This is a genomic window from Mesorhizobium sp. M0800, assembly GCF_040320095.1.
Taxonomy (GTDB): domain Bacteria; phylum Pseudomonadota; class Alphaproteobacteria; order Rhizobiales; family Rhizobiaceae; genus Mesorhizobium.
This window is the reverse complement of the sequence record NZ_JAMYOZ010000016.1, coordinates 51,943-64,299: the sequence shown is the minus strand read 5'-3', so window position 1 is coordinate 64,299 and position 12,357 is coordinate 51,943. Positions and strand designations below refer to the sequence as shown.

The window sequence follows — 12,357 nt, the reverse complement described above, 5'->3', positions numbered from 1 at the left end:
TTAGCCCAGCACCACATTGGCAGCCGATTCCGGCAGATCCTCGCCAAAGGCGCGCTGGTAGAACTCGGCGACCAGCGAGCGTTCCAGCTCGTCGCATTTGTTGAGGAAGGTCAGCCGGAACGCCATGCCGATATTGCCGAAGATTTCGGCATTCTCGGCCCAGGTGATGACCGTGCGCGGGCTCATAACGGTCGACAAGTCGCCGTTGATGAAGGCCGAGCGCGTCATGTCGGCGACGCGCACCATCTTGTTGACGATCTCCTTGCCCTTGCCGTCGCGATAGTGCTTGGCCTTGGCCAGCACGATGTTCACCTCATTGTCGTGCGGCAGATAGTTCAGCGTGGTGACGATCGACCAGCGGTCCATCTGCGCCTGGTTGATCTGCTGGGTGCCGTGGTAGAGGCCGGTGGTGTCGCCCAGCCCAACCGTGTTGGCGGTCGAAAACAGCCGGAAGGCCGGGTGCGGGCGGATGACCCGGCTCTGGTCGAGCAGCGTCAGCCGGCCCGACGATTCCAGCACGCGCTGGATGACGAACATCACGTCCGGGCGGCCGGCATCGTACTCGTCGAAGCACAGCGCGACATTGTGCTGATAGGCCCAGGGCAGGATGCCGTCGCGGAATTCGGTGATCTGCAGCCCGTCCTTGACGACGATGGCGTCCTTGCCGACGAGATCGATGCGGCTGACATGGCTATCGAGATTGACGCGCACGCAAGGCCAGTTGAGCCGGGCGGCGACCTGTTCGATATGCGTCGACTTGCCGGTGCCGTGGTAACCGGACACCATGACGCGGCGATTGTAGGCAAAGCCGGCGAGGATCGCCATGGTCGTGTTCTTGTCGAACAGGTAGTCCGGATCGATGTCGGGGACATGCTCGCTCGTCACCGCATAGGCCGGCACCACCATCTTGGAGTCGAAGCCGAATGTCTCCTTCACCGACACCGTGGTGTCGGGCAGGTTGGCGATGTCGCGATCGACCTTGTTCATCTCTATCAACGTCTCCACAAGCGAAACGCCGCGTTTCGCCGGCAATCGATTTTGTTCGGGGGCGGTCTTAGAGCCTTTTCCAACCTTATGAAAGTTGGAAAGCGACACGAACCGTATGGTCGCTCAGCACAAACCTGCCTGCTTGAGCACGCGATATGCCTGGAGCACATCGCGGAACCGGTCTTCCGAACCTCTGTCGCCGCCATTCGCATCCGGGTGGTGGCGTTTCACAAGTTCCTTATAGCGCGCCTTGATATCCTTGCCACTTGCCTTTGTATCAAGGCCAAGCGTTTCCAGTGCCTTGGCCTCAAGCGGCTTGGCCTTGCGCTCGCGTGCTTCACGCGGGTCCTTCGGGCCTTTGAACAGGTCGAACGGATCGCGCATGCGATTGTAGTAGCCGGCGCGGCCGGAGCGCGCCTGGGCGAAGTCGGGCGAGGAGCGTGTCGAGGCACCGTTGACGCCCATTTTCCAGGTCGGCCGGTGGCCGGTCATGGCTTCCTTCTGGAAGCGGGCGATCTCGGTGTCGGGAACGCCCGAGAAATAATTGAAGCCCTTGTTGTACTCGCGCACGTGATCGAAGCAGAACTGGAAATACTCGCCTTCCTTCATCCGTCCGACCGGGGCACGGTGGGTACCGGCCTCCTTGCAGCCATCCCACTGGCAGATCGGCGAACGCGACTTCAGCTCCGCGTCCTTCTCCGGGCGGATGCGAATCTTCTCGAAATATTTTGGGTACGGCTTCATCTCACCCATTTATGGGCTGTTCGCGGATGCGAAACAAGAATTGACATTTTCGCGATGATCGCCCTAACCGCTGAATCGCGGCATAAAACCGGCGAATTGCGAATTTTGTGCGATGACATAGATGTGGTGAAGGGAAGCGGCGATGTCCATACAGGCAACGATGGAAGACAAGCTGAAAAAGGCGTTTTCGCCGGAACGGCTGGCCGTCATCAACGAAAGCCATCTCCATGCCGGCCATCATCATCTGGATTCCGGCCATCACGCCACCTTCGACGGCACCGGCGAGACGCATTTCCGCGTCCGCATCGTCGCGCCAGCCTTTGCCGGCATGAGCCGCGTCGAGCGTCACCGCGCAGTCAACGATCTGCTGGCCGAGGAGTTGAAATCCGGCGTCCACGCCCTGGCAATCGAGCCGGTGGCGCCCGGTGAAAAGACCCGCTGGTAAATTTCAGCCGAGGCTCGCCCTCAGGAAGGCCATCACCGCTGCGGTCAATGCATCGCCTTCGGTGCCGAAGTCGCGATTGATCGACATGTGCGAATAGGCGCTGCCGTCGAACAGTGTGACCCTGGTTCCGGTGGCGCGCAGACGCCCGGCGAAGGCCTGCGCGTCCGCCGCGCGGGCTTTCGCCCGCGAATGGGCGATGAAGGTCGGCGGGTGCTTGCGGCCTTCCACATAGGTGACAGGCGACAGCGCGCGCCACTGCGCCGGATCGGGAAAGGCGCGGGCATAGACCCCTGCCATGCCGCCGCTTCTGGCCAGCGCCTCCAGATCGTAGGCCCTGGTGTCGTCGAGAACCAGCGCCGCGACGCCGGGCAGGCCGCCGCGCAGCCCGGTCAATGCGACGAGATGGCAGCCGGCCGAATGGCCCATGGCGACGATCCGGTCCGGATCGCCGCCATGCCTGGCGATGTTGGCGCGGACGTAACGATAGGCCAGTTCGACATCTGCCGCCTGGGTGGCGACGTCGGCTTCAGGCAGCATCCGGTAGTCGATCGAGACGAAGCCGAAGCCATTGTCGAGCAGGAAACCAGGCTTGGAATTGACATTGTTGCGGTTGCCGACCCGCCAGGCGCCGCCATGGACGAAGAAGACGACCGGCAGGCCGCTTGCGCCATCGCGGGAATAGATGTCGAGCTTGGCCGGCCCATAGTCGAAGGTTTCGGGCGACGGCGAACGCAGCCGCAATGCCGCCGCCTGTCCCGGCAGCAGCGCCGCCATCGACGCCAGAAGCAGGCTTCGCCGATCGATCGTCACCAACTCCTGACTGCCCACGGCTGCCACAAGGTGCGCACTGTCATTCTCCAAGCATCGCCGGCTTGATTCTCAGCCGCGCGATACGGTTCTTGTCGCGCTTCATGACGACGAAGCGCTTGCCGTGAAACGTAAAGGCCTGCTTTTCGTCCGGGATCGACTGCGCCTCGTGGATGACAAGGCCGGCGATGGTGGTGGCTTCCTCGTCCGGCAGGTTCCAGTCGAGCGCCCGATTAAGGTCGCGGATCGGCACCGTGCCGTCGACGACGACGGAGCCGTCGGCCTCCTGCTTGACGCCCTGGATGTCGATGTCGTGCTCGTCGGCGATCTCGCCGACGATCTCCTCGATGATGTCTTCCAGCGTCACCAGCCCTTCGACCTCGCCATATTCGTCGACGACGATGGCGAAATGCGCCTTGCGGCGCAGGAAGGCATTGAGCTGCTCCTGAAGCGTCGTGGTGTCGGGCACGAACCACGGTTTCGACGCGATCTTCATCACGTCGATCCTGGAAAAATCGTTGCCGACCTCGTTCAGCGCGCGCAGCAGATCCTTCGCGTGCAGCACGCCGACAATGTTGTCGAGCGAACCCTTCCACAACGGCATGCGGGTGTGCGGGCTCTGCAGGATCTCGCGAACCACCGCTTCGGGCGGGTCGTCGGCGTTGACGGAGCGCATAGTCGTGCGGTGGACCATGACGTCCGACACTTCGAGCTCCTCGAGGTCGAACAGGCCGCCGATGCGGGCGCGGTCCTCGCGCACCACCTGGCCGTCGCGGCGGAAATCGTCGACGGCGCCGCGCAGTTCCTCGCGCGCAGAGCGCTGCGGCTCGATGCGTTGCAGCTCGTAGCCGAAGGCGGCGAGCAGGCGCCGGCGCAAGACGAAGCCCAGCAGGCCGAGGCCGGCGAGCACGGCAGCCGCGATCCAGCCGGCCTGGCTCATCCCGGGCGGCTTTCCTGCCGACCCGGATGGTTCTCCCGGAGGAACGCCAGCACTTCCGAGGCCGGCACATCCCGGGCGATGAAGGCCTGGCCGATGCCGCGCGTCAGGATGAAGGTCAGCGCGCCGCGCGACACCTTCTTGTCTTGGGTGATGAAGGAGAACAGCGTCTCGGCGTCGGGCAGTTCGCCTGGAATGTCGGCCATGCGCCAGGGCAGACCGACGGCGCGAAGATGCGCCTCGACACGCGCCGCGTCGTCGGGGCTCGCCAAATTGAGCCTTGACGAAAAGCGGTGCGCCAGCGCCATGCCGATGGCGACGCCCTCGCCATGCACGAGCCTTGCGCCGTCATAGCCGGTCGCCGCCTCCAGCGCATGACCGAAGGTGTGGCCGAGATTGAGCAACGCGCGGTCGCCGGTCTCGAACTCGTCGCGGGCAACGACGTCGGCCTTGGCACGACAGGCCTCGGCGATGGCCGCAGCCCGCTCCGGCGCGCCGGCAAACACTTGACGCCAGTTTTCTTCCAGCCAGGCGAAAAACTCGGGCCGGTCGATCAGCCCGTATTTGGCCAGTTCGGCATAGCCGGCGCGAAACTCGCGGATCGGCAGCGTGTCGAGCACTTCGGTGTCGGCCAGCACCAGCCTAGGCTGGTGGAATACCCCGACCAGGTTCTTGCCGCGCTTGCTGTTGATGCCGGTCTTGCCGCCGACGGAGGAATCGACCTGCGCCAGCAGCGAGGTCGGAACCTGCACGAAGTTCATGCCGCGCCGCGCGATGCCGGCGGCAAAGCCGGCGAGGTCGCCGACGACGCCGCCGCCGAGCGCGATGACGACGTCGCCGCGCTCCAGCTTGGCGGCCAGCACGCCGTCGACCACCTCTTCGAGATGCGCAAAGCTCTTGGTCTTTTCGCCTGGCGGCAACGTGATGACGGCATGTTGGATGCCACCGCTTGCCAGGCCGGCCGCAAGCGTCGCGAGATGCGCGGCCGCGACGTTTTCGTCGGTGACGACCGCCGCCCGCGTCCCCGGCAGACGGCGCGAAATCTCGGCGCCGGCGCGTGACAGCAGGCCGGGACCGATCAAAATATCGTAGGCACGCTCGCCAAGCCCGACTTCGACAGAGACCGTTGCATCAGCGCTCACGACCGCACCTCGTCAATATCGGCAACGCGGAGATGGCCGCGCAGCGCGTCCACCACTTCGGCGGCAATGATCTCCTTGCGGTCGTCGCGGGTCGGCACGACGACGTCGGCCGCGGCATAAACCGGGTAGCGTTCCGCCATCAGCCGTTCCAGCACGGCGCGTGGATCGGCGCTTTTCAGCAGCGGCCGGTTCTGTTTCTTGGAAACGCGCTCCATCAACAGGTCGATCTCGGCTTTCAGCCAAACCGACACGCCATGGCTGGCGATCGCCTCGCGCGTCTGCGCGTTCATGAAGGCGCCGCCGCCGGTCGACAGCACCTGCGGCCCGTGCTCCAGCACACGCAGGATGACGCGCTGCTCCAGTGCTCGGAACTCCGCCTCGCCATAGCGCTCGAACAGGTCCGGGATGCTCATACGCGAAACAGTTTCGATCTCCTGGTCGCTGTCGATGAAGGGCAGTGCCAGCATCGCCGCCACCTTGCGGCCGATCGCCGTCTTGCCGGCGCCCATCAGCCCGACAAAGACGATGGAACGGCCGCCCAGCCGGCCGAGCAGCGCGGCATGGCTCTCGCCCGGAGGATTTGCTGGTAGCGCGTTCATGCTTCTAGGGCCTCTTTGGCGGCGTATCGACATCAAAAGCCTGTTTGCGTCAAGCGCGGCGCAACCGGGACCTGTTATCGGCTTGGTCCTTGAATTGGCCGGATTGGCGCCTCATAAGGGCACAGGGTTGGAAATGCAGAATAAGACGACGGGCGAAAATTAATGCCAACACTGTTTCGCTTTGTCGTGACGCTCGCGATTCTGGCCGGCATTGTCTATGGCGCGATGTTCGCCCTGGTCATGTTCGTCGAGCCGAGGAAGGCGGAAATGAGCGTGCGTATCCCTCCGGAAAAGCTCAATCCCAAAAAATGAACAGCGCCGCCCGCATCGAAGCTTTCCTGGAGATGATGAGCGCCGAGCGCGGCGCGGCCGAAAACACGCTTTCCTCCTATCGCCGCGACCTCCAGGACGCTTCCGCCGGGATCGGCGGTGGGCTTGCCGCTGCCACCAGCGCCGACATCCGCGCCTATCTCGACGACATCGCCGCGCGCGGCTTTGCCGCCACCTCGCAGGCGCGCAAATTGTCGGCGATCCGGCAGTTCTTCAAGTTCCTCTACGCCGAAGGCCTGCGCGGTGACGATCCGACCGGCACGTTGGACAGTCCGAAGAAGGGCCGGCCGCTGCCTAAGACGATGAGCGAGGCCGATACCGGCCGGCTGCTCGACCGTGCCGCGCAGGAGGCGATGGAGCCCTCCCTGCATGACGGCGACAGCCTGGCGGCGCTGCGCCTGCACGCGCTGGTCGAGGTGCTCTACGCCACCGGCTTGCGCGTTTCGGAGCTGGTCGGCCTTCCCGTGACGGTGGCACAGCGCGACGACCGCTTCTTCATGGTGCGCGGCAAGGGCAACAAGGAGCGCATGGTGCCACTGTCGGCCAAGGCGCGCACCGCGATGCGGACATGGCTTGCCGCCCGGGCGGCGGTGCCGGCTCTTGCCGACAGCCCGTTCCTGTTTCCGGCCGCCGCCGACAGCGGCTATCTCTCGAGACAGGTCTTTGCCCGCGAGCTGAAGGGGCTTGCCGCGCGGGCCGACATTGCCACGGCGAAGATATCGCCGCATGTGCTGCGCCATGCTTTCGCCAGCCATCTCCTGCAGAACGGCGCCGATCTCAGGGCCGTGCAGCAGCTGCTCGGCCATGCCGATATTTCAACGACGCAGATATACACGCATGTGCTGGAGGAGCGGCTGGTGCGTCTGGTCAACGATCATCATCCGCTTGCCGACTAGGCGTCATGTCGCTATGTGAGAACGACGTTCCACCGCGCCCAGCCTGCATTTTCAGGCTTGCGTCAGTCATTGCCTTCCGACTTGCCGGTCCGCCCAAGAATGTACAATTACCTCGATTTCGAAAAGCCTGTGCAGGATCTCGAAGGCAAGATCCTTGAGCTGAAGAAGCTTGCCGAGAACGGCGAGGCGGTCGATGTCGGCGATGAGATCGCCCGTCTCGAGAAGCGCTCGCGCGATGCGCTGCGCGACGCCTACAAGGCGCTGACGCCGTGGCAGAAGGTGCAGGTGGCGCGCCATCCGGACAGGCCGCATTGCATCGACTACATCAAGGGCCTGCTTACCGATTTCACGCCGCTCGCCGGCGACCGCAATTTCGGCGAGGACCAGGCGATCGTCGGCGGCTTCGCCCGCTTCCGTGGCGAGCCGGTGGCGATCCTCGGCCAGGAGAAAGGTTCCGACACGGCAAGCCGGCTGAAGCATAATTTCGGCTCGGTCCGGCCGGAGGGCTACCGCAAGGCGGTGCGGCTGATGGAACTCGCCGACCGCTTCCAAATCCCGCTGCTGACGCTGGTCGACACTGCCGGCGCCTATCCCGGCGTCAACGCCGAAGAGCGCGGCCAGGCGGAAGCCATCGCCCGCTCGACCTCGGCCTGCCTTGGCCTGAAGGTGCCGTCGATCTCGGTGGTGATCGGCGAAGGCGGCTCCGGCGGCGCCATAGCGATCGCCACCGCCAACCGCGTCTACATGCTCGAACACGCCATCTATTCGGTGATCTCGCCGGAGGGCGCCGCCTCGATCCTGTGGCGCGACACCACGCGGTCCAAGGACGCGGCGACCAACATGAAGATCACGGCGCAGGACCTGCTGGAGCTGAAGATCATCGACGCCATCATTGCCGAGCCGCTCGGCGGTGCCCATCGCGCCCCCGAAACGGTGATCGCCGCAACCGGCGACCACATCGCCAGGACGATGAAGGAATTCTCCGGCGCCAACACCGATTTCCGCGAGCATCGCCGCGAGAAATACCTGGCGATGGGCCGCAATCTATAACATCCGGCAGGCACGCGGCCCGAAATGTGGCGGCGTGAACCAGTTTCGCCACAAAAATGCCGCCGCATTCGGCTCAGTGGGGTTGCCGTAAGGGGACGCGCCAGCATGTTTGCGGTAAGGAATTTTCAAGGTTAACGGGCTTAGGGTCCGTCAGTGGTCAGTTTAGCAGCCGCGGCATCCGCGGTGCAGAGATGAAGACGATAGCCATATCCATGTTTGCCAAGCTTGCCCGCACCGGAGTTCTGATCGCTGCGATCGGCGTCGCCGGTTGCAATGATGCTTCGATGAAGGATTTTGCGCCGCAAGCCAACAAGCCGCTGCCGGACAAGATCCTGACCGAGATGAAGGCCAAGGGCATGGTCCGCACCTCCTCGGTGATGGCCCGCATCTTCAAGGAAGAAGGCAAGCTCGAAATCTGGAAGGCTAAGACCAACGGCCGCTACGACCTGGTCGCCAGCTACGACATCTGCAAATGGTCGGGCAAGCTCGGGCCAAAATTCACCGAAGGCGACCGCCAGGCGCCGGAAGGCTTTTACACGGTCCGCCCGGCGCAGATGAACCCGCGGTCGAATTACCACCTGTCCTTCAATATCGGCTACCCGAACGCCTATGACCGCGCCAATGGCCGCACAGGTTCCAACCTGATGGTCCATGGTGCCTGCTCGTCGTCCGGCTGCTATTCGATGACCGACGCGCAGATCGAGCAGATCTACGCCTTCGGCCGCGACGCCTTCCAGGGCGGCCAGACCGAATTCCAGATCCAGGCTTTTCCGTTCCGCATGACCGCCGCCAACATGGCGCGTTACCGCAACGACCCGAACTACGAATTCTGGAAGATGCTGAAGGTCGGCTACGACAATTTCGAGGTTACCAAGGTGCCGCCGAAAGTCGACGTCTGCGAGAAGCGCTACGTCTTCAACCAGGTTGCGGCCGACGGCTCGACCTTTAATCCGACCGGCGCTTGCCCTGCGACCACCCAGCCCGATTCGCTGAAGAGCGCCATCAACGCCTATCAAAGCACCTATGAGGCGGCCTTCAACGGCGCCGTCAAGGCCAGCGTGCCGGCACCCAAGCCGACCATCGCCGGGATCAAGGAAGCCAGCATCGTTTCCGACTGGTCGAAACGGCGTGCGCGCGGCGAACGCGTTCCGATCGAGCCGCCTTCGCTCAACCCGGACGGCACCGTGGCCGAAACGGCGCGCATGGGCCGCATCGATTCGCCGGCCGGCCGCAAGATGGCGGCGCTCGATGCCGAAAAGGCCGCCAAGCAGAAGGCCGAGGAACAAAGGCTTGCCGCCATAGAAGCGGCCAAGGCCGCGAAAGAGGCAGCCAAGGCACAGGCCCTGGCCGAGAAGGAAGCCGCCAAGGCTCAGGCGGTCGCCGAAAAGGAAGCTGCCAAGACCGCCGCCGAGATGCCTGTCGCCACCGCGACCGTAGCGCCATCGGACGCCGCCCCGGCAGTCGAAACGCAGGCTGCGGACGCCGAAAGCACGGCGACAAGGTTGAAGAAAAAGCTGCTCGGCATGTTTGGCGGCTGAACTTCATGCTTGAGCAAGAATATGGGGGCCAAGAACACGGGCCCTCAACCAGCCCCGCCGCTGTCTACGACCTCAAAGGCCTGAACTGCCCGTTGCCCGTGCTCAAGGCAAAAAAGCGCCTGGCCGCAATGCAGCCGGGCAGCCGCCTCTGGCTCGAAACCACCGACCCGCTCGCCGTCATCGACATTCCCGCCTTCTGCGCCGAGAGTGGACATCGCTTGATCGAAGCGGCAGCGATATCGGGCGGCCACCGCTTCCTGGTCGAGCGCGGGATCGGCTGAGTCTCGACTTAGCTCGTTCTGGCGAAAGCGGCTGAGCGGGATAATCTCCGCCCTTGGGGGAGGTGGCCGGCAGGCCAGAGGGGGTTGCCGCGCGTGAAGTGCCAACCTTTTCTTTCGTCCCACAGTGCGTCGCGCCAGCCGAGGCGACCCCCTCTGTCGCCTTCGGCGACATCTCCCCCTCAAGGGGGGAGATCACGATCCGGCAATAGCCAGCGGGTTGCTTTCCAGTGCTGCGCGATCCGGCGTGTCGATCGACGGCCGGTTGGTGAAGGCGGCGAACAGCCGCCGGACATAGTCTCCGGGCATGTCGAGCGTGATCAGCACCAGTCTGGTGCCGCGCTGGCTGTCCGGCCAGGCCGGCAGTTGCACCGGCGGATGCAGGATCTTCTGCACGCCATGGATAACCAGCGGCCGCGACGGGTCTTCTGCAAGCTCGATGACGCCTTTCATCCGCAAAAGGCGCTCGCCATGCGCCGAGCGCAACAGATCGAGGAACATCTCGATTGCCGAAAACGGCACCGGCCCATCATGAACCAGCGAATACGAACGCACGCGGGAATCGTGCCTGTGGTCATGGTGATCATGGTCGGCATGGTCATGCCCGTCGTGATCATGCCCGCCGTGGTCATGCCCGCCGTGGTCATGGTCGTGGCCGGCTTCTTCGCCGAGCCAACGCTGCACATCGACGGATTTGGTGGCCGGATTGTAGAGGCCGCTATCGAACAGGGTCGCGGTGCTTGCCTCGCCCGCGTCGAGCACCACGGCGCCCGGGTTGAGCTGCCTGAGCCGCGCCCGCAACGCCTCGACATCGCCTGCATCCGTGGTCAGGTCGGCCTTGCTGAGCACGATGCGATCGGCGACGGCCACCTGCTTCACCGCCTCGACATGCGCATCGAGCGTCGCATTGCCGTTGACGGCATCGACCAGGGTGATGACGCCGTCGAGCCGGAAGGCCTGGACCAGGGCCGGGTGTGCCATGATCGACTGCAGTACGGGGGCGGGATCGGCGAGCCCGGTGGTCTCGACGATGACGCGGGCAAGCCGGTCGATGCGGCCGGTCTGCAGGCGATCGACGAGGTCAGCCAGCGTGTCGACCAGCTCGCCGCGCACCGTGCAGCAGAGACAGCCGTCGGAGAGCTGGATGATGCCGTCGGAGGCCTGCTCGACCAGGAGATGGTCGATCGCCACCTCGCCGAACTCGTTGATGATGACGGCGGTGTCGGCGAGCGCCGGATCCCGGAGCAGCCGGTTGAGCAGCGTCGTCTTGCCGGCACCGAGAAAGCCGGTGAGCACCGAAACGGGGATCGGGAAGCCGGCCATGCGGCTAGTTCAGCGCCTTGGCCGGCTGCTGGACCTGCGCGGCGGTGGCGGATCCGGCCACAACTGGCTCGGCGCCGGCCGGCGGCGCCCGGTCCGGCCGCCATGTCGGCAGCGGCACGTCGGCATATTCCTGCCCGGAGGCGTCGAGCATCGCCTTCGGCTTCGGTCCCGTGGCGCCGCCGAGGCCGACGGCGATCAGCGTCGGTACATGGTCGAGCTTTTCCTGATAGGGCGATTTCGGCACGTCCTTGCCCTTGTCGCCGACGGCGGGTGCGGTTTCCGACTGCTCCTCGACCGGCTTCTTCTTGCAGATTTCGTCGTTCATGTCGTTGGCCGACATGGTGTCGCCATAGGCGGGCAGCGCCGCTACCGTCAGCCAGCTCGGCGCCGGCGTTGCAAAGCCCTGGTCGAGCAATTTTGCCGCCGCCTCGGCGCGGGTGACTGCCGATTGCTCGCCGAGCACTACGGCGACCAGGGTGCGGCCGTTGCGGGTCGCCGAGCCGATCATGTTGAAGCCGGACGAGCAGACGAAACCCGTCTTCATGCCGTCGGCACCCGGATAGCGGCCGATCAGCAGGTTGTAGTTGGAGATCGCCTTCTTGCCGACGGCAAGGCCCTCGATCGAGAACCAGGGGGCATATTGCGGAAATTCCTTGCGAATCGCCATCACCAGCAAAGCGAGATCGCGCGCTGTCGTATACTGGTCCGGCGAATAGAGCCCGTTCGGATTGACGAAATGGGACCCGCTCATGCCGAGCCTCTGCGCTTCGGCGTTCATGCGTTCGGCGAAAGCCGCTTGCGAACCGCCGATATTCTCGCCGACCGCCATGGCGATATCGTTGGCCGATTTGACCAGCATCATCTTCAGCGCATTGTCCAACCGCATCACCGAGCCCGGCTTGAAGCCCATCTTGCTCGGCGGCTCGCCGGCAGAATGTTTCGTTACCTTGATCGGCGAATCGAGCTGGACCTCGCCCGCGGCAATCGCACGAAACGCCACATAGGCGGTCATCAGCTTGGTCAGCGAAGCCGGGTACCAGCGCCTGAACGCCTCCTGGTGCTGCAGGATCTTGCCGCTGTTCAGGTCGAACAGGATTGTCGGATTGGCCAAGGCAGGCCCGGCCAGCGACGCAAGCACCACCGTGCCCGCCACCAACAGTTTGAGGAAATGCCTGTAGCGCATCATGAAAACCGAAATAGCCTCTTGCCGCAGTCCCACCTGGCTCCGTAAGATTTCGTTACACGATCGCCAGGATAATGGTCCGGCCCTCTGTTCCCGGA

General features: G+C 64.3%; 14 protein-coding genes. 6 read left to right on the top strand and 8 right to left on the bottom strand.

The window, feature by feature from the left end:
* Both cobS and NKI18_RS19295 read right to left on the bottom strand, forming a co-directional pair.
* Positions 1-987, bottom strand: coding sequence for a cobaltochelatase subunit CobS (cobS, locus tag NKI18_RS19300; RefSeq protein WP_352451201.1), 987 nt, complete (start codon positions 985-987; stop codon positions 1-3).
* 123 nt (positions 988-1,110) lie between these two features.
* Complete coding sequence (locus NKI18_RS19295; protein WP_254816626.1) at positions 1,111-1,740, bottom strand: J domain-containing protein; 630 nt, start codon at positions 1,738-1,740, stop codon at positions 1,111-1,113.
* A gap of 133 nt (positions 1,741-1,873) precedes the next feature.
* Between NKI18_RS19295 and NKI18_RS19290 the strand changes: the two genes are divergently transcribed.
* Entirely contained in the window at positions 1,874-2,176 is a 303-nt protein-coding gene (locus tag NKI18_RS19290; protein WP_352618866.1) for a BolA family protein, read from the top strand.
* Positions 2,177-2,179: 3 nt separating this feature from the next.
* On the opposite strand, the gene NKI18_RS19285 is transcribed toward NKI18_RS19290, so the two are convergent.
* From NKI18_RS19285 to NKI18_RS19270, 4 genes are all read right to left on the bottom strand, one after another.
* Entirely contained in the window at positions 2,180-2,950 is a 771-nt protein-coding gene (locus tag NKI18_RS19285) for an alpha/beta hydrolase (RefSeq protein WP_352618956.1), read from the bottom strand.
* A gap of 76 nt (positions 2,951-3,026) precedes the next feature.
* Positions 3,027-3,923 (bottom strand): HlyC/CorC family transporter, encoded by an 897-nt coding sequence (locus tag NKI18_RS19280; RefSeq protein WP_352618864.1) that lies wholly within the window; start codon positions 3,921-3,923, stop codon positions 3,027-3,029.
* Positions 3,920-5,062: a 3-dehydroquinate synthase gene (gene aroB, locus NKI18_RS19275; protein ID WP_352618862.1), complete on the bottom strand. Its 1,143-nt coding sequence runs from the start codon at positions 5,060-5,062 to the stop codon at positions 3,920-3,922. The genes NKI18_RS19280 and aroB overlap by 4 nt, the downstream gene beginning before the upstream one ends.
* Entirely contained in the window at positions 5,059-5,661 is a 603-nt protein-coding gene (locus NKI18_RS19270; RefSeq protein WP_352618860.1) for a shikimate kinase, read from the bottom strand. Before NKI18_RS19270 ends, aroB begins: the two co-directional genes overlap by 4 nt.
* A 162-nt stretch (positions 5,662-5,823) precedes the next feature.
* Here NKI18_RS19270 and NKI18_RS19265 point away from each other — a divergent pair, with 162 nt between their 5' ends.
* The 5 genes from NKI18_RS19265 (at position 5,824) to NKI18_RS19245 (ending at position 9,756) form a co-directional block, all read left to right on the top strand.
* Entirely contained in the window at positions 5,824-5,973 is a 150-nt protein-coding gene (locus tag NKI18_RS19265) for a hypothetical protein (RefSeq protein ID WP_023677884.1), read from the top strand.
* Positions 5,970-6,887, top strand: a complete 918-nt coding sequence (locus NKI18_RS19260; protein WP_352618858.1) for a site-specific tyrosine recombinase XerD — start codon at positions 5,970-5,972, stop codon at positions 6,885-6,887. The genes NKI18_RS19265 and NKI18_RS19260 overlap by 4 nt, the downstream gene beginning before the upstream one ends.
* Positions 6,888-6,986: 99 nt before the next feature.
* Complete coding sequence (locus NKI18_RS19255) at positions 6,987-7,937, top strand: acetyl-CoA carboxylase carboxyltransferase subunit alpha (RefSeq protein ID WP_023677882.1); 951 nt, start codon at positions 6,987-6,989, stop codon at positions 7,935-7,937.
* A 212-nt stretch (positions 7,938-8,149) separates the two neighbouring features.
* The gene (locus NKI18_RS19250; RefSeq protein ID WP_352618954.1) at positions 8,150-9,475 is read left to right on the top strand and encodes a L,D-transpeptidase family protein; all 1,326 of its coding nucleotides are present in this window, start codon (positions 8,150-8,152) and stop codon (positions 9,473-9,475) included.
* A gap of 5 nt (positions 9,476-9,480) precedes the next feature.
* The gene (locus NKI18_RS19245) at positions 9,481-9,756 is read left to right on the top strand and encodes a sulfurtransferase TusA family protein (protein WP_352618856.1); all 276 of its coding nucleotides are present in this window, start codon (positions 9,481-9,483) and stop codon (positions 9,754-9,756) included.
* A 192-nt stretch (positions 9,757-9,948) separates the two neighbouring features.
* On the opposite strand, the gene NKI18_RS19240 is transcribed toward NKI18_RS19245, so the two are convergent.
* Both NKI18_RS19240 and NKI18_RS19235 read right to left on the bottom strand, forming a co-directional pair.
* A complete protein-coding gene (locus tag NKI18_RS19240) occupies positions 9,949-11,076 on the bottom strand; it encodes a CobW family GTP-binding protein (protein WP_023677879.1) in 1,128 nt (375 codons plus the stop codon).
* A 4-nt stretch (positions 11,077-11,080) separates the two neighbouring features.
* Positions 11,081-12,259: a D-alanyl-D-alanine carboxypeptidase family protein gene (locus NKI18_RS19235; RefSeq protein WP_352618952.1), complete on the bottom strand. Its 1,179-nt coding sequence runs from the start codon at positions 12,257-12,259 to the stop codon at positions 11,081-11,083.
* Positions 12,260-12,357: the final 98 nt, after the last annotated feature.